The organism is Pseudomonas cimarronensis (assembly GCF_049331905.1).
Lineage (GTDB): Bacteria > Pseudomonadota > Gammaproteobacteria > Pseudomonadales > Pseudomonadaceae > Aquipseudomonas.
The window spans coordinates 1,778,905-1,800,292 of the sequence record NZ_CP186283.1 but is presented as its reverse complement, the minus strand read 5'-3'; the positions used below and the strand labels follow the sequence as shown (position 1 = coordinate 1,800,292).

General features: G+C 60.7%; 22 protein-coding genes and 1 tRNA gene. 15 read left to right on the top strand and 8 right to left on the bottom strand.

The window, feature by feature from the left end:
- Positions 1-22 precede the first annotated feature (22 nt).
- On the bottom strand, positions 23-907 hold the full coding sequence (locus tag ACOCLD_RS08360) for an EamA family transporter (protein WP_422911550.1): 885 nt from the start codon (positions 905-907) through the stop codon (positions 23-25).
- 272 nt (positions 908-1,179) lie between these two features.
- On the opposite strand from ACOCLD_RS08360, the gene ACOCLD_RS08355 reads away from it, so the two are divergent.
- The 5 genes from ACOCLD_RS08355 (at position 1,180) to ACOCLD_RS08335 (ending at position 6,052) form a co-directional block, all read left to right on the top strand.
- Entirely contained in the window at positions 1,180-1,881 is a 702-nt protein-coding gene (locus tag ACOCLD_RS08355; RefSeq protein WP_108489453.1) for a YebC/PmpR family DNA-binding transcriptional regulator, read from the top strand.
- A gap of 189 nt (positions 1,882-2,070) precedes the next feature.
- Positions 2,071-2,691: a hypothetical protein gene (locus ACOCLD_RS08350; RefSeq protein WP_422911549.1), complete on the top strand. Its 621-nt coding sequence runs from the start codon at positions 2,071-2,073 to the stop codon at positions 2,689-2,691.
- 181 nt (positions 2,692-2,872) lie between these two features.
- Positions 2,873-3,199, top strand: a complete 327-nt coding sequence (locus tag ACOCLD_RS08345) for a DUF2025 family protein (RefSeq protein WP_392540482.1) — start codon at positions 2,873-2,875, stop codon at positions 3,197-3,199.
- 103 nt (positions 3,200-3,302) lie between these two features.
- The gene (locus tag ACOCLD_RS08340) at positions 3,303-5,045 is read left to right on the top strand and encodes an N-acyl-D-amino-acid deacylase family protein (protein ID WP_422911548.1); all 1,743 of its coding nucleotides are present in this window, start codon (positions 3,303-3,305) and stop codon (positions 5,043-5,045) included.
- 116 nt (positions 5,046-5,161) lie between these two features.
- On the top strand, positions 5,162-6,052 hold the full coding sequence (locus ACOCLD_RS08335) for a hypothetical protein (RefSeq protein ID WP_422911547.1): 891 nt from the start codon (positions 5,162-5,164) through the stop codon (positions 6,050-6,052).
- On the opposite strand, the gene ACOCLD_RS08330 is transcribed toward ACOCLD_RS08335, so the two are convergent.
- On the bottom strand, positions 6,027-7,352 hold the full coding sequence (locus ACOCLD_RS08330; RefSeq protein WP_422911546.1) for a phospholipase: 1,326 nt from the start codon (positions 7,350-7,352) through the stop codon (positions 6,027-6,029). The two genes, ACOCLD_RS08335 and ACOCLD_RS08330, sit on opposite strands and share 26 nt — an antisense overlap.
- 174 nt (positions 7,353-7,526) lie before the next feature.
- Between ACOCLD_RS08330 and ACOCLD_RS08325 the strand changes: the two genes are divergently transcribed.
- The 5 genes from ACOCLD_RS08325 (at position 7,527) to ACOCLD_RS08305 (ending at position 10,978) form a co-directional block, all read left to right on the top strand.
- Positions 7,527-7,922 carry a GNAT family N-acetyltransferase gene (locus tag ACOCLD_RS08325; protein WP_422911545.1) on the top strand — a complete coding sequence of 132 codons (396 nt, stop codon included), beginning with the start codon at positions 7,527-7,529 and terminating at the stop codon, positions 7,920-7,922.
- 183 nt (positions 7,923-8,105) lie between these two features.
- The gene (locus tag ACOCLD_RS08320; protein ID WP_422911544.1) at positions 8,106-9,128 is read left to right on the top strand and encodes a GGDEF domain-containing protein; all 1,023 of its coding nucleotides are present in this window, start codon (positions 8,106-8,108) and stop codon (positions 9,126-9,128) included.
- Positions 9,129-9,238: 110 nt separating this feature from the next.
- Positions 9,239-9,754, top strand: a complete 516-nt coding sequence (gene msrB, locus ACOCLD_RS08315; RefSeq protein WP_422911543.1) for a peptide-methionine (R)-S-oxide reductase MsrB — start codon at positions 9,239-9,241, stop codon at positions 9,752-9,754.
- A 2-nt stretch (positions 9,755-9,756) separates the two neighbouring features.
- Complete coding sequence (gene msrA, locus ACOCLD_RS08310) at positions 9,757-10,419, top strand: peptide-methionine (S)-S-oxide reductase MsrA (protein ID WP_422911542.1); 663 nt, start codon at positions 9,757-9,759, stop codon at positions 10,417-10,419.
- A gap of 121 nt (positions 10,420-10,540) precedes the next feature.
- A complete protein-coding gene (locus tag ACOCLD_RS08305; protein ID WP_392540490.1) occupies positions 10,541-10,978 on the top strand; it encodes an ABA4-like family protein in 438 nt (145 codons plus the stop codon).
- 1 nt (position 10,979) lies between these two features.
- On the opposite strand, the gene ACOCLD_RS08300 is transcribed toward ACOCLD_RS08305, so the two are convergent.
- Positions 10,980-11,315, bottom strand: coding sequence for a hypothetical protein (locus tag ACOCLD_RS08300; RefSeq protein ID WP_422911541.1), 336 nt, complete (start codon positions 11,313-11,315; stop codon positions 10,980-10,982).
- Between the two features lie 274 nt (positions 11,316-11,589).
- On the opposite strand from ACOCLD_RS08300, the gene ACOCLD_RS08295 reads away from it, so the two are divergent.
- Positions 11,590-12,126, top strand: a complete 537-nt coding sequence (locus ACOCLD_RS08295) for a thermonuclease family protein (protein WP_422911540.1) — start codon at positions 11,590-11,592, stop codon at positions 12,124-12,126.
- Positions 12,127-12,144: 18 nt separating this feature from the next.
- On the opposite strand, the gene ACOCLD_RS08290 is transcribed toward ACOCLD_RS08295, so the two are convergent.
- A tRNA-Thr gene (locus tag ACOCLD_RS08290) sits at positions 12,145-12,220 on the bottom strand.
- 79 nt (positions 12,221-12,299) lie between these two features.
- A complete protein-coding gene (locus ACOCLD_RS08285) occupies positions 12,300-13,142 on the bottom strand; it encodes a CvfB family protein (RefSeq protein WP_422911539.1) in 843 nt (280 codons plus the stop codon).
- 322 nt (positions 13,143-13,464) lie between these two features.
- Here ACOCLD_RS08285 and ACOCLD_RS08280 point away from each other — a divergent pair, with 322 nt between their 5' ends.
- The gene (locus ACOCLD_RS08280; protein WP_233684036.1) at positions 13,465-13,653 is read left to right on the top strand and encodes a hypothetical protein; all 189 of its coding nucleotides are present in this window, start codon (positions 13,465-13,467) and stop codon (positions 13,651-13,653) included.
- Positions 13,654-13,860: 207 nt separating this feature from the next.
- Complete coding sequence (locus ACOCLD_RS08275; protein WP_422911538.1) at positions 13,861-16,083, top strand: LTA synthase family protein; 2,223 nt, start codon at positions 13,861-13,863, stop codon at positions 16,081-16,083.
- 12 nt (positions 16,084-16,095) lie between these two features.
- Here ACOCLD_RS08275 and ACOCLD_RS08270 read toward each other — a convergent pair whose 3' ends face one another.
- Positions 16,096-16,818: a substrate-binding periplasmic protein gene (locus ACOCLD_RS08270; RefSeq protein WP_422911537.1), complete on the bottom strand. Its 723-nt coding sequence runs from the start codon at positions 16,816-16,818 to the stop codon at positions 16,096-16,098.
- Between the two features lie 160 nt (positions 16,819-16,978).
- Here ACOCLD_RS08270 and ACOCLD_RS08265 point away from each other — a divergent pair, with 160 nt between their 5' ends.
- A complete protein-coding gene (locus ACOCLD_RS08265) occupies positions 16,979-17,959 on the top strand; it encodes a zinc-dependent alcohol dehydrogenase family protein (protein WP_422911536.1) in 981 nt (326 codons plus the stop codon).
- Positions 17,960-18,037: 78 nt separating this feature from the next.
- On the opposite strand, the gene ACOCLD_RS08260 is transcribed toward ACOCLD_RS08265, so the two are convergent.
- Positions 18,038-19,387: a DEAD/DEAH box helicase gene (locus ACOCLD_RS08260; protein ID WP_392540497.1), complete on the bottom strand. Its 1,350-nt coding sequence runs from the start codon at positions 19,385-19,387 to the stop codon at positions 18,038-18,040.
- Between the two features lie 253 nt (positions 19,388-19,640).
- Here ACOCLD_RS08260 and ACOCLD_RS08255 point away from each other — a divergent pair, with 253 nt between their 5' ends.
- Entirely contained in the window at positions 19,641-20,294 is a 654-nt protein-coding gene (locus ACOCLD_RS08255) for a 7-cyano-7-deazaguanine/7-aminomethyl-7-deazaguanine transporter (protein ID WP_392540498.1), read from the top strand.
- A gap of 3 nt (positions 20,295-20,297) precedes the next feature.
- On the opposite strand, the gene rarD is transcribed toward ACOCLD_RS08255, so the two are convergent.
- Complete coding sequence (gene rarD / locus ACOCLD_RS08250) at positions 20,298-21,194, bottom strand: EamA family transporter RarD (protein ID WP_422911535.1); 897 nt, start codon at positions 21,192-21,194, stop codon at positions 20,298-20,300.
- Positions 21,195-21,388 lie beyond the last annotated feature (194 nt).

Sequence of the window (21,388 nt, the reverse complement as noted above, 5' to 3'; positions counted from 1 at the left end):
CCAGCACAGTCAACCCGGATTGTTACTGGCGCGCGTTTCGCCAGCGCGCCTGCAACCAACCGCCAGCGACATTCAACAATAACCCCAGCATCACCAGCAGTGCACCCAGCCACTGCAAGCCGCCCAACCGCTCATCCAGCAGCAAAGCCGATGACGTGATGCCCACCACCGGCACCAGCAGCGAGAACGGCGCCACCTGGCTGGCCGGATAACGCGACAGCAAACGACTCCACAGGCCATACCCCAGAATGGTCGCACCGAACGCCAGGTAACTCAGCACCCACAGGCTGTTCAGATTAAAGCCTCGCAGCGCGGCCTCGATCGCTTCAGGGCCCTCCAGTAGCCAGGACAAGGCAAAGAAGGGTAACGGCGGCACCAGGCTGCCCCACACCACCAACCCCACCAGATTCACCTTGCCCAGCTTGCGCGTGACGATATTGCCCAGCGCCCACATGGCCGCCGCGCAAAGCGTCAGGAGAAAACCAGCGAGGGTCATCAAGCCATTGCCCTGTGCACCGATCAGCAGCAAACCGCAGGCCGCCACCAGCAGCCCGAACAGGTTGACCAGGCGAAAGCGCTCGCCCAGCAGCAATACAGCAAACAGCAAGGTAAAGAACGCCTGCGATTGCAGCACCAGCGACGCCAGCCCGGCCGGCATGCCGACCGCCATGGCCGAGAAGAGGAAGGCAAACTGCCCCAGCGAGATGGTCAAGCCATAGGCCAGCAGCCAACGCAGGGGAATCTGCGGGCGCTTGATAAACAGCACGGCCGGAAAGGCTGCCAGTAGAAAACGCAGGGCGCCCAGCAGCATCGGCGGCATCTCATGCAGGCCGATCTTGATCACCACAAAATTCATGCCCCAGACGACGATCACCACCAGGGCCAGCAGTAAATCCTTGGGCTGCATAAGCGCTCCGGATTAATCAGTCAGTGCTTATTAAAGCGGCCAGCCACGCCATCACGCCCATACAGAAACCCGGCAAATAAGCCGTACAGCGCATCACGGATCGGCAGATTGCTGCGCCACAGGTGCCGCAAACGTCTCGAAGGGCTAGAATCGCAGCCTTTCGTATTTATTTCGGAACTTGCGCCGCGCGAATGAAGCCATTTCTAACGCGCAATCGCCGACGCGCAGCAGGCCCGAAATTCACCTATTAACCCGCAACGACGAGATAACCCATGGGCGCTCAGTGGAAAGCCAAACCTAAAGAAGCCGCGGCCAACGCCAGAGGCAAAATCTTCGGCCGCCTGGTCAAGGAAATCATGATCGCCGCCCGCAACGGCGCCGACCCGGACCTGAACCCCAAGCTACGTCTGGCCATCCATCAGGCGAAAAAAGCCTCGATGCCCAAGGAAACCCTCGAGCGAGCGATCAAGAAAGGCGCTGGCCTGCTGGGCGACACCGTGACCTTCCACTCCGCCACCTACGAAGGCTTCGCCCCGCATCAGGTGCCAGTGATCATCGAGTGCCTGACCGACAACATCAACCGCACTGTGGCCGAAGTCCGCGTGCTGTTCCGCAAGGGCCAGATGGGCGCCTCCGGCTCGGTAACCTGGGATTTCGACCATGTCGGCATGATCGAAGCCAGCACCGAGAGCGATGCTGATCCGGAAATGGCCGCCATCGAAGCCGGCGCTCAGGATTTCGAGCCAGCCGATGAAGGCAACACCCTGTTTATCACCGAACCGACCGACCTCGACGCCGTGTGCCGCGCGCTGCCGGAGCAGGGTTTCAGCGTCAACTCGGCGAAAATCGGCTACATCCCGAAAAACCCAGTGAGCAGCCTGACGGCAGAACAACTGGAAGAAGTCGAAGCCTTCCTCGAAGCCCTCGACGCCCACGACGACGTGCAGAACGTCTACGTCGGGCTTTCCGGCTAACCCCAGGCTGACCAGACCCGTAGCGCAGGAAGCGCAGCGGGTCCACGAACGGCACGCGGCAATGTGCGCAGTTCGTCGATTCGGCCGATTAACCACTGCCCGCGAACGACAAAGCGGGTAGAATCGCCGCCCGCCGCGCTACCCATGCCCGGCGTGTACACAAGGACGTCGTCACACAGGAGTTTTACCGTGCACAAGTTTCTGATTCTGGCCGCTTGCCTGCTGCTCGGCGCCTGCGCCAGCAACCCGCAGACGACCTACCAGCAAGAGGTCAAGGCGGGCAAAACGCCAATGGCCAAGAGCGCCCTGGAAGCCATCCACAACACCCAGGCCATCCCGCTGCCGCTCAACCCTGGCCTGCTGGCGCCGCAATGGCCGATCAGCGCCGACGAGCCGCGCCTGGACTTCGGCAGCTCGATCTCCAACTACCGAATCTTTTCCCTGCAGCTGAAGAAAGGCGAGCGCTACACCCTCAATGTGCACTCGCTGTGTAACGAGCCGTGCATGGGTGTCAGCAAATACGCCCTGAAACCGCGCGCCATGCTGCTGGACGCCTACGGCGCAGTAATTGCCGACAAGCCTTCGCGTGCCGAAGCCGTGGTTGGTCAGATCAGCCTGAGCTGGGATGGCGAAGCCGCCGAAGACGGCACCTACTACCTGCTGGTGGCCGCCGACAACGACGACATCGGCCAGACCATCGTGATCGACGATGTCTGGGTCAACAACTCGCCCCTGATGGCAGTCAAGGTGGGCATGCACAGCTCGCCCTTCGGCAAGATCAGCGCATTTTCCAGCACCCGCAAAGACTGAACACACCTCCCTGGCGAGCTGCAACGGCTCGCCAGGGAGCGCCCCTCTCACACTAAAAACACCCGTTCAACCGGCCCAAGACTGATGCTACGCGCACCCACTTATTGATCCATCGCAAGATCCTCTGCCCAGAGCGCTTTAGCCTATGCCGATGACAACCATTGCCATCGACGAGGTTCCCATGAGCATCACCTCTGCCAGCATCTGTGCCGCCGCTGACCAACTGCAGGGTTTTGTTGGTTTCAACGCCAAGACCGGGCGCTATATCGTGCGTTTCTCCGAAGATTCCTTCGGCCTCGACGTACTCGAACAGAGCATCACCCCCACCTGCGAATTTGTCTGGCGCGCTTTTGAAGGTGAGCTGATGAACCTCGACCGCACACGCCTGCAATTGCTGCTGGAACAGAACATCGATGAACGCCTGAACATCAGCGAACCGCTGCGGGTCTACGTGCGCCGCAGCGACATGCCGGAAATCAGTGCCGAGCGGCGCCGCCTGAACGCTTGAGCATGGCCGAATTGACCCAGGCTTGTGCACATCCGCCCTCACAGCTGCAGCCCACGGCAGACTAAGCTCGACAGGCCAATTGCATTCACCCAGGAGCCTGCCGATGTTCGATGTGCTGATCAAGAACGCGCTTTTTTTCGATGGCACCGGAGCACCCGGCGTCGTACGTCACCTCGGCATCCGTGACGGCAAGCTGGCCTGCATCAGCGCCAGCGCCCTGGATGAAAGTGGCTGCGGCCAGGTGATCGATGCGCAAAACCGCTGGGTAACCCCCGGTTTTATCGACATGCACACCCATTACGACGCCGAACTGGTGGCCGCCCCGGCGCTCAAGGAGTCAGTGCGCCACGGCGTGACCACCGTGATGATCGGCAGCTGTTCGATCAGCATGGTGTTGTCTGGCGCGGAAGATTGCTCGGACCTGTTTACCCGCGTTGAATCGGTGCCGCGTGAACATGTGCTGCCACTGCTGCAGACGCGCAAGACCTGGGGCAGCGCCGGCGAGTTCGCCGCCTTTCTCGATCAGCATCCGCTAGGGCCGAATATCTGCTCCTTCCTCGGCCACTCCGATTTGCGCGTCGCCGTGCTCGGCCTGGCGCGTGCGGTCGATGCCCAGGTGCGCCCCAGCGAAAACGAGCTGCAACAGATGGAGCGCTTACTGGAAGAAGCGCTAGACGCCGGTTTGCTCGGTCTGTCGAGCATGACCAACCCCTGGGACAAACTCGACGGCGAGCGCCAGCGCTCAAAATCCCTGCCTTCGGTGTATGCGCCCTGGGCCGAATACGCACGGCTGAACAAGATCCTGCGCCGGCGCGGGCGCATTCATCAGGGCGCGCCGAACCTGGTGACCAAACTCAATGTGCTGGCCTTTCTCTGGGACAGCATCGGCGGCTGGTGGCGCAAGCCGCTGAAAACCACCCTGATCACCCTGATGGACGTCAAAGCCGACCCATGGCTGGCGCCGATCCTCGGCCCACTGACGCGCTGGATCAATCGCCTGAGTAACGCCGACTTCCGCTGGCAAACCCTGCCGGTGCCGTTTGAAACCTATGCCGACGGCATGGAGTTCGTGGTCTTCGAGGAGTTCCCCGCCGGCCAGGCCGCCCTGCACCTGGCCAGCCACGACATGCGCAGCCAGCTGTTTCAGGACCCGGCCTACCGCCTGCGCTTTCGCCAGGATGTCGAGAAAAAATTCGGCCCGCGGGTCTGGCACCGCGACTTCGACGACGCCTGGATTGTCGACTGCCCGGACGCCAGCGTGGTCGGCAAAAGCGTCGGCGAACTGGCCAAGGCCCGCAACGAACACCCGGCCGATCTGTTCCTCGACCTGCTGGTGGCCCACGGCCCGCGCCTGCGCTGGCGCACCCTGATCGCCAACCATCGCCCCGAGGTGGTGGAAAAACTGGTGTGCGAGCCCAGCACCCTGATTGGCTTTGCCGACTCCGGCGCGCATATCCGCAATATGGCCTTCTACAACTTCGGCCTGCGCCTGCTCAAGCTGGTGCGCGATGCCGAGCTGCGCGGCCAAGCGGTAATGCCGATTGAAACCGCGATCTGGCGCCTGACCGGTGAATTGGGCGAATGGTTCGACATTGACGCTGGCAGGCTCTATGAAGGTGCGCGCGCCGATCTGGTAATCATCGACCCGAGCGCGCTGGATGAATCCCTGGCCAGCTACCAGGAAGCCCCGATGGAGGCCTTTGGCGGCCTGCAGCGCATGGTCAACCGTGGCTCAGCGGTGGATGCGGTGCTGATCAACGGTCGCATCGCCTTTCAACAGGGCGAGTTCGCCAGCGACCTGGGGCAGGCACGCGGCTACGGGCAGTTTCTGCGTAGCAGCGCCTAGCCTGGTTTTCAGGCATGCGACCTACGGCATAACGGCGGCACGCCAGGCTGGCATAATGCACGCCGCACAGCCCGGTCAGGTAACACCAGGCCGGTATTGAAAGGACTCGAACCGAAATGCCCCGCATGCTTATGCGGGCGACCAGGCACTGGCTCTTTGGCCTGCTGCTGGTCAGCCTGTCAACCCCACCTCTACTGGCCGACGACAGCGGCAGCCTGCGCTACCCACGCCGGGCCGATGGCGATGAGTTTCGCTCCGTCTACGCCCTGGCTCAGCTGCAGCTGGCGCTGGACAAAGCCGGCAGTGCGCTGCGCCTGGAGCCTTCGCACTACAGCATGGAGCAGGAGCGCGCACTGGTTAACCTGGAGCACAACGCCCACCTCGATGTCGCCTGGAGCATGACCAGTGTTGAGCGCGAACAGCGCCTGCTGCCAGTGCGTATTCCGCTGGACAAGGGCCTGTTCGGCTGGCGCATCGCCCTGCTGCCCAAAGACCGCGCGCAGCTGCTCAAGGATGTGCATAACCTGGCTGACTTGCGCCAGTTCTCCGCTGGCCAGGGCCATGACTGGCCAGACAGCGCGATCCTGCGCAGTCATGGTTTACCGGTCAAGGTTTCCTCAAGTTATGGCAGCCTGTTTCGCATGCTGCAGGCGCAGCGCTTCGACTACTTTCCGCGCTCGGTGATCGAAATCTGGGATGAGCTGGAGCACCCACGTGGACGGCATCTAGTCGCCGACTCCCATATGCTGCTGCACTACCCTACGGCGCTGTATTTCTTCTTCTCACGCCAACGTCCGGACCTGGCCGAAACCGTACGCCAAGGTATGGAAAAGGCAATTGCCGATGGATCCTTTGAGCAGCTGTTTCAACAGCACTTCGCCGCCAGCCTGCAACGCGCGCAACTCGAACAACGCCAGGTGATCGAGCTGCGTAACCCCTTGCTGCCTGTCGCGACGCCCTTGCAGCGCCGCGAGCTGTGGTTCAGTCCGGCAACCCTGCAGCGCTGACCGGCGCCGCGAGGGTGGTTTGCACGGCATTGCGGCTGTGCGCCCCGAAGCGTTTGAACAATTCCACCAGCACCTGCTCCAGTACGGGATCGGCCTGCGCCAGGGCCAATTGATTACCGTCGCTGAAGCCCGGCGCGGCCGTTGGCTTGCGCGCCAGCCACTGGCCGATCAGTTCATCGAAACCATCGGCGCTGGCGTAGGCCTCAGCCGCCACCACCTGCTGTGCATAGTCCACTGAGAAAGCCGGATAACTACTACCCGCCGGGTTCTCGGTATAAGCCTGCAGCAACGCTGAATCGGCATGTTCACCCATCAACTGCTGCATGCGCTGCAGCTGGTACTCCTCAATGGCCGTGTGCCGATCCGCCACACGGGCGATGGCTGCCAGACGATCCTCGGGATAGCCGGCGGCGCCTTTGAGGGCAATCAGCATCAGCTCTGCCGTGCTGAAGCCCGGCACCGTCTTAGCGTGATAGGGCTGGGTCAGGTCCTGCATGTAATGCAACGCCCAACCAAGAAAACGATAACCCCAGTAGTCATGCCCACTGGCCAGGGCCAGTCGTGCCAGACCGCTGTACTGGTAGATGCGCCAGTGCGGCAGCGTGCGGCGCAGGTAGGGCGCCGCCTGAAACACCAGCTGCGGCTCGTGGTAATAGCCAATATGGAACGGCGCCTGGGAGGAATACTCGAAGCGTGCATCGCCAAAGGGCTGCGCGCCAAAGTTGTAGTGCGCGCCGACTTCGCCCGGATTGTCACTGAACAGGTTGATATCGTGGCCATAATCCGGCTCATCGGCAGCACTGCTCAGCACCTGCACGGCATTGACCGCCTCCCCCGACTGCAACGCCAGGTAGCGCCAGTGGCTCCAGGGGCCGATCTTGCGAAACACCAGTACCTGCTCGGCTTTCAGGCGTGGCCGGGCATAATCGGCCTGCCCTGGCAATTGCTGAACAAAGCCGGCCAGACGGATCTCCGGGTTGACCCGCAACGCGTGCAGAAACGCCTGCCTGCGCTGCTCCGGCGCGGTGCTCGCAGCATCGAAGCGCAAATCATCCGGGCGCTGCGGATAATCCGGGAAATTCACGCGAGCAAAAGCCTCCTGCTCATCCAGCAGTTGCTCGATGGCGACAGCCTGCGTCTCGAGAAAAGCCTCCAGCGGCTCATAAGTGAGGTTGCGTTGTAACTCCGGCAGGTTCTGCAAGGCCAGCTGGCTGCCCAATGAATGGTTGGACCAGGCCAGCGCACTCAGCGGCTGGCAGGCCAGGCAGCAGGCAGATAACAACAGCAGCAATGGCTTCACGGCAACTCCAACAGCAGGCGGCAGTACGAAGAGGGGTAGCCTAACGCCAAAACATCCACCTGGCACTGTCGTATCAAGTCACACCATTCACCAATCGAGCAGCCAGCCCCCACCACAACACGCTGCACCGCCCATGACTTGCAGCGCCGTACTATCACCTGCGACCCTTGCCATATGCATTACCGCCAACTCCCCACCGCACTCACACCCCTGGCCGACAAGTTCTACCGCGCCCAACGCTCGCCCATGCGCACCGCACCTGGCGCGCAGGTCTGGGTCGTGGAACAGACGGCAATCGTCGCCGCCCTGTGCCTGCAACCGGTTGCCCATGGCCATTGGTTGACCAGCCTGCTGGTGGCGACACCGCAACGCGGCCAGGGCCTGGCCCGCAAGCTGATCGACACCGCCCAAGCCAGTTGCCGCACGCCGCTGTGGCTGTTTTGTCACCCACAGCTGAGTGCGTTCTATCAGCGCCTCGGGTTTGCTGCCGCCGATGACCTGCCGCCGGTTTTGGCCGAGCGTCTGGCCCGCTATCAACGCAGTAAAGCCTTGCTGGCTTTGACCCGCTAAATGCATACGGCCATACCACTCCTAGCCTGGAACGCCCGTACCATAAGGCATAGGCACCACTCGGCAGATAGTGACGCGTACTGGCACTTTGCTTAATTTTCCTATTGCTATAGTCAGGTAAAGCTCTGCATGCTTGCCCCATAACAATTACAAAGCTGGCTTATTCCTATGCGAACACCGCGCATGCTCAGGCGCCTGCGTAACGACTTCCAGTTGTCCATCATCACGCTGATGGGCCTGTTTGGCGTAATTGGCATTACCCCCTATGCCATTTACCGCCTGGCCACGGGTAATTATCTGGTCGGCTCAGCGGACAGCATCATCGTCACCTCTACCGTCCTGGCTGTGATCTATGCCTGGCGCACGGGCGACACGGTCAAACCGGGGATCTACCTGGCCACCATCTTCTCTGTCGGCGCCACCCTGATTGCGGTCAACCTGGGCGTCAACGGCCTGTTCTGGATCTACCCACTGATCCTCTTCAACTTCTTTATGGTGTCGCCAGGCAAGGCCTTGATTGCCACCATTCTGGTACTGATCAGCCTGGTTACCTATGGGCAACTCAACCCCAAGGCCGTGTTCGAGAGCGACTACCAGATGGTCTCATTTCTGGTCACCAGCATGATGGCCAGCACCCTCAGCTTCATTTTTGCCTACCGCACCAACAATCAGCGCGACCAGTTGCAGCAGCTGGCCATTCATGACCCACTGACCGGCGCACGCAACCGCCGCGCGATGAATGAAGAGCTGAAGATTGCCGCTTCCACTTTCCGTCGCCATGGCAACACCTACGGCGTGCTGATCATGGACTTGGATCACTTCAAGCGGATCAACGACAACTACGGTCATCAGGCTGGCGACCAGGTGCTGGTGGATTTTGTCGAGCTGATCAAAAGCTCGTCACGCAAGGAAGACCGGCTGTTCCGCTTTGGCGGTGAAGAATTCCTCCTGTTGCTACCCAATACTGAAAGAGCCGGCCTGCTGGCCGCCGCGCAGCACTTGCAACAGCAGATAAGCCAGCACCTGCGCGGCCCAGGCGGCGCCGTGACGATGTCGATTGGCGGAGCCATCCTGCGCCGTGACGAACATTGGGAAGACATGCTGCAACGCGCCGACCAACGCCTGTACCGCGCCAAGAGCGCTGGGCGCAACTGCATCATCATTGATGACGGCGCACTGGCCGGCGATGCCCTGCCCGTAAACTGAACAGTCGTTTACGCCCTACTCTCCAGAAAAATCTGCATCGGCGCGCAACTGGCCTGTAACAACTCGGCTCAGACTCTGTCTATTGGCCACACCTTCTGGAGAGCCTCGCCATGCAAAGACGCGCATTGCTCAAGGGACTGGCCTTGTTGCCAGCCCTGCCCCTACTCGCTCACGCCCCGTTAAGCCTGGCGCAAAGCATCGCCAGCAGCGTGACACCGCTGAACAAACCCCACAGTGACTGGCGCGAGCTGCTGACACCCGAAGCCTATGCCGTGCTGTTTGAGGAAGACACCGAAGCCCCAGGCAGCAGCCCGCTGAACCAGGAAAAACGCGACGGCACCTACCTCTGCGCCGCCTGCTACCTGCCGCTATTCGCCAGCCAGGACAAATATGAAAGCGGCACCGGCTGGCCCAGCTTTACCCAGCCGATTGCCGGCCACATGGGCACCAAACGCGACTTCAAGCTGTTCTTCCCGCGCACCGAGTACCACTGCGCACGCTGCGGTGGGCACCAGGGCCATGTCTTCGACGACGGCCCGAAACCGCGTGGCGAACGCTGGTGCAATAACGGCGTGGCCTTGCGCTTTATCCCCCAAGGCGAAGCCTTACCTGAGCTGCGGAGCTGAACATGACTGCCATCACCTCCACCTGGCGCCACCGCCTGCTGGCCAGCACCATCCTCGCTCTCGGTAGCCTGCTGGCGGCCTGCGAACCCACAGTCGCGCAGGCACCACAGCCAAAAACCAGTGCATCAACTGTAGAAAACCCTGGCGTGGCGATCTTTGCCGGCGGCTGCTTCTGGTGCACCGAATCGGATTTCGACAAGATCCCCGGGGTGATTGAAACCACTTCGGGCTATATCGGTGGGCATGTCGAAAACCCCACCTACGAACAGGTCTCGGCCGGCACCAGCGGGCATATCGAAGCCGTACGCGTGCGCTTCGATCCGAGCAAAACCAGCTACGCCCAGCTACTCGAAGCCTTCTGGCCCACCATTGACCCGGTTACCGCCAACGCCCAGTTCTGCGACCGTGGCCCGCAGTACCGCAGCGCGATTTTCTACAGCAACCCCGAAGAACAGCAACTGGCCGAAGCATCCAAAACCGCCCTGGATAAATCCGGGCGTTTGCCGGCCCCGGTGGTTACGGAAATCCTCGCCGCCAGCACCTTTTATCCGGCTGAGGACTATCACCAGGACTATTACCAACGTAATCCACTGCGCTACAACTACTACCGCAACGGCTGTGGTCGTGATCAACGCCTGGAACAACTCTGGGGCAAAAAGCAATAAGCCGCGTCCATCGGCTGGCCCTAATGCCCGCTGATGGCGCTGTATTCAACCGCTGATGCCAGGATGCGGCAATCTTCGTATCCGCTATGGTTGAGCCCACCTCTATTGCAGTGAGCTCACCATGGCACCGTTGAAACCCTTGTTCCAATTCACCTCGCTGATCGCTCTGGGCGGTTGGCTGATGCTGGTCTGCCTGCCGTTCTGGTCCTATACCGATGAACTGGTGCTGGGGCTTAGCGTGGTTCTGCTGGCCATCATCTATAGCTGGCTGCTGTTTGTAGCGATGCGCCAACGCCCGGAACCGGGTAGCGGCAGGCCCGGTTTCTTCAGCCTGGGCGGCGTGCTCTCACTGCTGCGCCAACCCACCGCCGCGCTGGCCGCCTGGGTGCATATTCTGGCGTTCGATCTGATGGTGGGGTTGTATATCCGCCACGAAGGCGCCATCGCTGGCATCAGCCACTGGGCGCTGCTGCCCTGCTATGTGTTGACCCTGATGTTCGGCCCACTGGGGCTGCTGGCGTTTCTGGCGCTACGCTGGGGATTGGCAGTGGCCGTTTGAATCAACGGCTGCGCTGCTGGTACTGGGTACTCTGCCCAGGGTACTGCTGCACTCGATAGCCGTTGGGGTATTCGATGCTCTGCTGAATCCCCCCGCGACTTTCCACCGAATGACTGTCATAGCGCTGCTCATGGCGCTGCAAGCCGTCAGGCAAGCGCTGCCCACCATAGAGGTTATGGCTTTCGATGGTCTGCGAGCTGCCGATGCTGCCACTGGCACCCGGGCTGATGTAGGTTTTCGGAATGACCCGCAGGGTCTGCGGGGCCTGTTGCTCGGCATACAGTGGCGTCACCAGTAACAGCGCCAGCAAAGCGAGCACAGCTCTGCACATTTTCATCACAACCTCAGCGCCATCGGCGCGCAGCGAACCTGAAGATTTGGCAACAGCTGCCCACCTGCGGTTCCACCCGTTGATCCGCCAGGACTGACGCGAGCGGTTTAATTGCTCAAATATCAAGCAATCATCCGCGAATCACGAAAAAGCACAAGCGCCCCAAGCAGGAAGACACCCTGTAAACCCGCCGTGCGGTTTCGCGATCCCCGTCCCGCTTAATCTCTGGAGCATTTATTACTATCACCGGCTGTGTATTCATCAGAGCATCGCCAAGCCAATGCCTATCCGTATCGCTCTACTGCTTCTCGCCTGCCTGCCCGAGCTGGCGTTTGCCGAGCAATTCATCTGCCGGGTGATGACCATCAGCGAAGGCGACACCTTCAACTGCATGACGACTGACAATAAACGGCTGCGGATACGCCTCGCGGAAATCGACGCGCCGGAAAGAAAGCAGCCCTATGGCGCCGAAGCCAGGCAGGCCCTGTCGGAGCTGATAGTGGACAAGCAGGTGCTCCTGCATGTGCAAGAGGTGGATCGCTACGGCAGAACACTGGCGCGCGCCTTCGTCGGCGGCATCGACGTGAATTACACCCTGGTCGCCCAGGGCGCCGCCTGGGCCTATACCAAACAGCTGAAGGATCACCGGCTCAAAGATGCCGAGACGCTGGCCAGAAACATGGGCAAAGGCCTCTGGCAACTTCCCGCCGAAGACATCGTAGCGCCCTGGGACTGGCGCTACGCTGGCAGAATTGCCGCACCAGAAAAAACCAAGCCAAGTCGAACGGCGTCGTTCTCCCAGTTTGGTGGCGGTTAACGGATTGGCTTAACCAGGTGGTGCCGGTGAGAGGAATCGAACCCCCGACCTTCGCGTTACGAGTGCGCTGCTCTACCTACTGAGCTACACCGGCGGCATCAAACGACTCACTGCCCCGCACGGCAATGCGGGGGCGTTTGCTGCAAGCCTAGCAGCTGTGTTGCGAGGGCGTATCAGCGCTCCGGCAGCTCGATTCGGTCCGCGTGAATGACGATACGGCCCTGCTTGTACAGACCGCCGATGGCCTTCTTGAAATTACCCTTGCTGGCGCGGAAATAGGCGCTGATGGCCTCCGGTGAACTCTTGTCACTGAGTGCCAGGGTGCCACCCTGCTCGCGCAGCTTGGTCATGATCTGTTCGCCCAGGCTGTCTCGCAGGTCTTCACCAATCGGCTGCAGGCTCAGGCTGATCTTGCCGTCGCTACGCACTTCCTTGATGTAACCTTTTTCCTGCATGCCCGAGCGGAGGAATTTGAAGGCTTCGTTCTTGTGGATCAGCCCCCAGTGCTTGCCGTTGATGATGGCCTTGAAGCCCATATCGGTACTTTCAACCACCAACAAGTCGACTTCTTCACCGGCCTGGTAGTTTGCCGGCAGCTTGTCCAGGTAGCGGTCCAGACGCGCGGTGGCGGTGATGCGTTTGCTGCGTTTGTCGAGGAACACGTGCACCACGCAGTAATCACCGATCTGCAGCGGGCGTTTTTCTTCGGAGTGCGGCAACAATAAATCTTTCGGCAGCCCCCAATTAAGGAATAAACCGACGCGATTTATATCCACAACTTTCAAACTGGCAAATTCACCCACCTGAACTTTTGGTTTTTCCGTGGTAGCAATCAATTTGTCTTCACTGTCCAAGTAAATAAAGACATTCAACCAGTCTTCCACTTCACTTGGGCTGTCGCTTGGGATATAGCGTTTCGGCAAGAGAATTTCGCCGTCTGCGCCGCCATCCAGATACAGGCCGAAGTCGGTGTGCTTCACGACCTGCAAACTATTCATCCGTCCAATTACCGCCATGATGCCCTACCCTCGTTGCCAGGCCGGCATTCTAGCCGAGTCGCCCCTGAATTTCTCGACAACCGGGGGCATCTGCCCCCGCCAAAATGCGTGCCGGCCGACACAATTGACCAGTGGCCGGAGGCAGCACATCGCTCGCCAGAAAGTCTGCTGCGACATTTGTCGTCAATTAAAACAATTACTTAGTGAAGTACTGCGGTATTAAATCAAGCCATTGAACAATTACTCAGCGGCACCAAACGACATCCGACCGTTATTTACCAAGCAATTGTCAAGCATTTCGAGTACCATGCGCGGCCAAATTAATTTTTAAATAGGTTAAATGGCCGTCATGCGCGTAAAAGCATCCAACACTAAACCCAAGCCGGCTCCAGCCGTGGAAACCAGCGCCTCGATCGACGCACAGATCGAAGCCTTCCTGAAATCCGGCGGGGAAATCCAGCAAATCGCCAAAGGTGTCAGCGGTCAGGTGTACGGCACCACCAAGCAGATCACCATCGGCAAGAAGTAACGCGTTCTGGCCACGCAGCGCTTTGCTCGCAATGACAAGGCGCTGGCCAGTGCTTGATTGGCCCCTCCCCCTCTCCACTGTTTTATTCATTTACACCTCGCCCTCTGGCGCTTAGCACAGCCTTGTTTCAAAATCATGTCAGCCCGCACCTTGCGGCTGTTTCGGCATTGCCGTGGCTGAATGATGGCGAATGCCCCAGGAGTACCCGTGCGCTTTACCTGCAATTGGCTGCGACACCCTTCCAGCACGCTGTTCGCGCTCGGCCTGTTGTTGCTTGCCTTGCCGATGCTCAGCCGCTACGCACTGGGCTGGTCTCACCCTTATGGTTATCTCTCTGATCTGGCGATTGGCAGCTTGCTGCTGGTACTGCTGCATCAGCGCTCCTGGCTGCTGGCGGTGCCGCTGTTGCTGGTCTGGTGCATCTTCAACCTGAGCACTGCCGAACTGGTCAATGCCGTTGGCCGCATGCCGGAGCCGGCCGATCTGCAGTACCTGGGCGACGCCCAATTTGTCAGTCACTCCACGCAGGGCGGCGGTTTGAGCCAGCCGCTGCTGGCGCTGGCCATGGTCCTGCTGGTGGCAGTCTATCTCGGCCTGCGAATCTGGCAGACGCCGCGCCGCGCCGCACCACTGTCTCGCGCCTGGCTGCTGTTGCCGTTGTCGCTGTTTGCCGTGCACAGCATTGGCCAGCAGTTCAAGCCCAGCGAAGCGGATCAATGGCTGCAATTCAACCTGCCGCACAAGCTGCTGGCGGAAAGCACCAGCAGCGGCCAGCAGCACCTGGCTGACTGGCTGGACGGCAATGAGCCCGGCAGCCCGCCGGATATCAGCGCCCTGAACCAACTCGACCTGAGCGGCACCCCGCTGCTGACTCAGGCCGGCAGTGCGCGCAACGTCCTGATCATTACCCTGGAAGGCGTAACTGGGGCCTATCTGCAAGCCAGTCGCCAGGCCATCGGCAGCAGCTACACGGAACAGCCGATGCCACGCCTGAGCCAATGGGCCGAGCGCGGCATGCTTACCTATGACTACGTACTGCACGGCCACCAGACCATTCGCGGCCTCTACGCCATGCTTTGCGGCGACTACAACAAGCTCGACTCCGGCACCCCGAAAGGTGTGGAACTTCTCAACAACCCTGCTCGCAGCGAGCTTTGCCTGCCCGCGCAACTGCGTGAGCGCGGCCTTAGCACGCATTTTCTGCAAGGTGCCGGGCTGCGCTTTATGGCCAAGGATCAGATCATGCCACGCATGGGCTTCGACAAAACCCTTGGCCGCGACTGGTTCAACAACAAGCCCTACATCGAGTTCCCATGGGGCATGGATGACAAGGCCTATTTCGAGGGCGCACTGGGCTATGTCAAGCAACTGCGCAGCAAACGCCAACCCTGGATGCTGACACTGCTCACCGTCGGCACTCACCAGCCTTATTCAGCGCCGCAGGACTACCTCGACCGCCACCCCAACGCCAAGCTGGCCGCGATTGCCTACTTGGACGACGCGGTAGCGGACTTCCTCAACGCCCTGGAAAAACAGGGGGTGATGAAAGACACCCTGGTGATCGTCACCTCGGACGAATCCCATGGTGTGGAGAATGTACGCCTGGCCTCGGCCTGGGGTTTCAACCTGTTGCTGGCGCCCGAACAGTCGAAACTGCCCGCCCTCAAGCATGGCACTTACGGCCACGTCGACCTGACCGCCTCAGTGCTCGACTACTTCGCCTTCCCGGTACCGGCAAGCATCTCCGGGCGCTCCATGCTGCGTGACTACAGCAACGGCCGGGAGATCATGTCTTACACCAACGGCCTGATGCGCCAGCATGATGGCCAAAGCACGCTGACCGAATGCGACTTCCAGAGCGTCTGCCGCCGCTACGAAAGCCCAGGGTTTATTGCGGACAGCGCCCGTTACCTGGGCCGTTTCACCGGCAAGCCGGCACGGCTGGTCAGCCAGCGGGCCAGCCTGCTCGACCAATCGCTGACCACAAGTCAGGGCGAGCAGAGTTATCAGTTTGCCAACCAGCAGCCCGTCAAACTCAAGCCCGACGCCAGCGATGACTGGGCCGACAACCTGGTCGGCGCGCAGTACCTGACCCTGGCTGCCGACACCCAGACCAGCGTGACGCTGAAAATTCGCGCACTGCGCATGAGCAAGCAAGGCGCCAGGCTGCAGCTGAAAACCAAGGAGTACGACCGCGATGTGGCCCTACCCATCCCGGAACTGCCGCTGCTGACGCGCGAGCAACCGGTAGAGGTCAGTTTCACCTTCGACAACCCCAAGGCACGCAAAGCGTTTTCCTTTCACCTGGTCGGCCAGGGCCAGGGGGCAATCGAGATTGTCGATTTCAGCGTGCGCAGTACCCCACTGCAAGACGAGGAAAAACTGCTCGCCGCCCAGGAGTCGCTGGAAGAGGTAATACCCGCACAGTGAGCACGCGGGCCATCAGTGCACGGCGTAACGTCGCTCGATGGCCACGTATTCACCATTGCTGCGAATGGTTTCCAGGCCCAGATTGAAGCGCTGGCAGTCAGCCTGCTGCCGGCACCCCAGCTTGTAGCCGGTGGTCGCAAAGATCGGGTACAGCGTCAGTGGCTGAGTCACATCGACCTGGGTGTACACCTCACGGTTGAAGTAACGCAGGATGCGCATGTCCGTCACCACCACATCCACCCGACCACTGTAGAGCATGCGATTTCGGGCAATCTGAAAAGCCTCTTCGCGGTAGCGCGGATTGTTTTCAGCCATGGCCTGAAACTCACTACCGAGCAGAAAGCGCGCACGCTGAAAGGCATTCACCGAGTAACGCCCCAGATCGCTGATCTGCTGGATATCCAGGTTGCGCGAACGCAGGGCAACGGCCACGTTCTGGTAGCGGATATACACATTGGAATAGAAGATATCGCCGCCACTGCGCTCGTTGGTGGTGGCAATAACGTCGATCAGCCCTTTGCTCAGCATCAGGTTAAGACGCTCCATCGGTGCGTAGTACGCCACTGGCGCCAGCCCACCACGTTGCGCGGCAGTCATCACGATATCGTGCTCGAGACCACGGGCTTCATTTTCGAAGATATACGGCGGTTTGTGCGTGCCAAAGCCAACTCGCAGACCTTGCGCCGAGACCACCAGGCTGCATGACAGCAGCAATAAGACCCACATCCACTTCATGGCGATACCCGAGCTGAACCAGCACCCAGCATAGCCGGCTATGCCCCGACTCTGCACGGCGCCATCACTGAAATCGATACATGCGAATTAGTCTCCAGGGGCACCTGCAGGGCTAGACTCTGTGCACCCCAATCAGTCGTTGCCCATGTGGAGAATGTTCATGCTCAAAGCCGAATACCAACAGCGCGGCCCGCAACCCCACGAGGTGATCAGCGCCGTCGCTCTGCACCTGCCTGAGCCTGGCACTGGCCAGGTACGCATCAAGGTACTGGCCGCACCGATCAACCCATCCGACGTGCTGACCCTCACCGGCGAATACGGCATGCTGCCGCCGCTGCCGGCCGTCGGCGGCAATGAAGGAGTTGGCCGCGTCGAAGCCCTCGGAGCTGAAGTCAGCAGCATCAAAGTCGGTCAGATGGTGCTGCTGCCGGTCGGTTGCGGCACCTGGGTCAGCCATCTGAATGCCCCGGCCAACAAGCTGATTCCGCTGCCCGAAGCCGACCCACAGCAACTGGCGATGCTCACGGTCAACCCGCCGACCGCCTCGCTGATGCTCAGCCAGTTCGTTGACCTCAAGCCCGGCGACTGGGTGATCCAGAACGCCGCCAACTCCGGCGTCGGCAGCTACCTGATCCAGCTGGCCAAACTGCGCGGTTTCAAGACCCTCAACGTAGTTCGCCGTGAGTCGGCGGTAGCCGGCGTTGAAGCGGAAGGCGGTGACGTGGTGCTGGTCGATGGCCCGGACCTGGCCAAGCGCGTGCGCGCAGCCACTGGCGGTGCAGGCGTACGTTTGGGCATCGATGCGGTGGGCGGCGAAGCCACCGATCACTTGGCCGCCAGCCTGTGTGAGGGTGGCGTGCTGGTCAACTACGGCATGATGAGCCGCCAGCCATGCCAGGTTTCCCCCGCCTCCTTCGTGTTCCGTGATGTCAGCCTGCGCGGTTTCTGGCTGGCCAAGTGGTTCCAGAACGCCAGCCAGGCTGAGCAGATGAAGGTGTTTGGTGAACTGGTACAACTGATCGCCAGCGGCAAGCTGCACACCCGTGTGGCCGCCACCTATGACGTCAGCGAGATCAAGCAGGCCGTGGCCGCTGCGGCCGGTGGTGAACGTGATGGCAAGATCCTGATCGTGCCGAAATAAGCCCAGAAACGACAACGGCGGATAAGCACCTGGCCTATCCGCCGTTGTTGATCCCGCGCAGCGCATGCGGCGCTCGGGTTACTCCGCCGCAGGCTTGCGCCGCTTCAGTGGTGCCAGGCCGTCCTGGCTGACCAGCACAGGCGCATCGGCCTTGGGTTTGTTGATGGTGTTGCGCTTGCTCGGCGCCTTGGCGGCTGGTTTTTTCGCCAGCTTCTTGCCGGTTTTCGGGTCGACCTTTTTCTTCTTCGGGCCAACTGCCTTACCGGACGCCTTGAGGTTTTTCGGGCCCTGGTAAATGCCCTTGAGCTCCTTGATATTGCGGCGTTCGAAGCGCTGCTTGAGGTAGCGCTCGATGCTCGACATCAGCGCCCAGTCGTTGTGGCAGATCAGCGAAATAGCCAGGCCTTCGGCACCGGCACGGCCAGTACGGCCGATACGGTGTACGTACTCGTCGCCGGAGCGCGGCATATCGAAGTTGATCACCAGATCCAGGCCATCTACGTCCAGACCGCGAGCTGCCACATCGGTGGCCACCAGAATTTTCACCGCACCCTGCTTGAGACGGTCGATAGCCAGCTTGCGGTCCTTCTGGTCTTTCTCGCCGTGCAGCACGAAGACCTTGAACTCCTTGGCCACCAATTTGCCGTACAGACGATCGGCCTGCACCCGGGTGTTGGTGAAAATGATCGCTTTCTCGTAAGTCTCGTTGGCCAGCAGCCAATCGACCAGGCGCTCTTTGTGGTGGTTGTGGTCGGCGGTGATGATCTGCTGACGGGTGCCCTCGTTAAGCTGACTGACACGGTTGAGCTGCAGGTGCTCAGGGTCTTTCAGTACCTTGCCGACCACTTCACGCAGCGCCGCACCGCCAGTAGTGGCGGAGAACAGCAAGGTCTGGCGCTCGGCATTGCACAGCTCACCCAAGCGTTGCACATCCTCGGCAAAGCCCATATCGAGCATGCGGTCGGCTTCATCGAGCACCAGCACTTCGACTTCATCGAGCAGCAGGTTGCCGGCGTTGGCATGCTCGATCAGCCGGCCAGGCGTGCCGATCAGGATATCCACCTTGCGCAGCATGGCAGCCTGCACCTTGAAATCTTCGCCACCGGTGATCAGGCCAGCCTTGAGGAAGGTGAACTGGGCAAAACGCTCGACTTCCTTGAGCGTCTGCTGGGCCAGCTCGCGGGTCGGCAGCAGGATCATCGCGCGCACGCTCATGCGCGGCTGGGAAGCACCATCGCCGAGCAGGCGATTGAGCATCGGCAGCACAAAGGCCGCCGTCTTGCCGCTGCCGGTTTGCGCAGTCACCCGCAGGTCTTTTCCTTGCAGCGCCAGCGGAATGGCCGCCAACTGCACCGGGGTAGGCTCGACAAAGTTAAGCTCGGCCACGGCTTTGAGCAGGCGTTCATGCAGGGCGAATTGGGAAAACACGGGTATACCTCGACAAAAAATCAGCAATACAGCGGCATAGATTACCGGTTCTGCCGGCTAAAAGCCCGAACGGCCTGGCCAACGGCGTCTGCAGCCTGGTTCGCCACCCTGCAACAGCATGCAAAAACAGCACAATTCAGCACCTCCGGTCAGACCACTACGCACACGCCACGTCGCGCCGGTAGAATGCGCGCCGCCATTCAATCCCGGCTGGCATGGGTTCCCTAACCCCATTTCGCAAAAAGGTTCCGTGATGCTTATTACTGCCCCTCAGCGCCTGCGCAATGCGCTTATTGCCCTGGTGCTGTTCCATATCCTGATCATCATCGCCAGCAACTACCTGGTGCAGCTACCGATCACCCTGTTCGGCTGGCATACCACCTGGGGCGCGTTCAGCTTCCCGTTTATTTTCCTGGCCACCGACCTGACCGTGCGTCTGCTCGGCAAACAGGCGGCGCGCCGGGTGATCGCCCAGGTGATGCTGCCGGCGCTGCTGATTTCCTACATCGTTTCGGTGCTGTTTCAGGAAGCCAGCTTTCGCGGCTTCGGCGCACTGCTGGAATTCAACGAGTTCGTTCTGCGCATCTCCATCGCCAGCTTCCTCGCCTATGTGCTAGGGCAGTTCCTCGATATCCAGGTATTCGATCGCCTGCGCCGGCTATCGCTGTGGTGGATAGCGCCAACCGTGTCGACCATCTTCGGCAACCTGCTGGATACCTACGCATTCTTCTCGGTGGCGTTCTGGAACAGCAGCAACCCGTTTATGGCAGAGCACTGGGTGGAAATCGCCACGGTGGATTACGGAGTCAAACTGGTGATCAGCCTGCTGCTGTTCGTGCCGCTCTACGGCATGTTGCTCAATGCCATTCTGCGCCTGCTGGCAGGGCGCACCCAGAGCGTTGGCTAAGCGCTACCCACTCTGCCGTGCCTGCTTGATCAGCAGTCGCACACTGTCCCAGCCGACCAAAACCACCGCCAGCCAGATTGGCAGATAGGTCAGCCATTGCGCGCTGTTGAACTGCTCGCCGAGAAACAGCAGCGCCACCAGAAACAGCAGCACCGGCTCGACATAACTGAGAATGCCGAACAGGCCCATTGGCAACAGTCGGCTGGCGGCCATCATCGCGGCAAAGGCCAGCGAGCTGATGACCGCCAGCCCCGGCAGCAACCACCACAACTGCGGGGCCTGGGTGAACAGCTGCGGCGGGCTCCATTGCAGCACCAGCCAGATTGCCACCGGCGCCATAAACAGCATCTCGAAGGCAAAGCCGGACAAGGCATCCAGGCGCATCCAGCGACGCAGCATGAAATACGGTGGATAACCCAACACCGTGACCATCACCACCCAGGAGAACGCCTGAGTCAGCCACAGCTCATGGGCCACGCCAAGCAACGCGCAGAACACCGCCAGACGCTGCAACGGCCGCAGCCGTTCGCCATAGAACACCCGCCCGGCCAGCACCATCGCCAACGGCAGGAGGAAGTAGCCCAGCGACACTTCCAGCATGCGCCCCGCCAGTGGCGCCCAGACAAACAACGCCCACTGAATGCCCATCAGCAGCGCCGCGAGCGGCAGACTGGCCAGCAGCAACGGCTCACGGCGCACACGGCCGCAGGCGGCGAGCAGCACGGGCCATTGCCGCGACAAGGTGATCAGCAGCAACACCGCCGGCATCGACCACAACACCCGTTGGGCAAACACCTGCAAACCATCCAGCGGGGCCAACAGCCCGACATAGCCCGGCACCAGGGCAAACAACCCCGAAGCAATAATCGACAGCGCCACACCGCGCCCAGACAGTTGCATACACCAACCTGCTCAATCAGACCCCGACATCTTGCCTGCCTTGTAGTTAAGACCACAGCCACAAAGCGACACAGCCAGGCACTGAAACACCCATACAGCCGAAAAAGCCGGGCGCCGCCCATAAAAAAGCCCGCACTGTAATAGCAGCGCGGGCAGAGACGCCCAGGAGCACCAGGCGTCAGGAGAGCAGGATG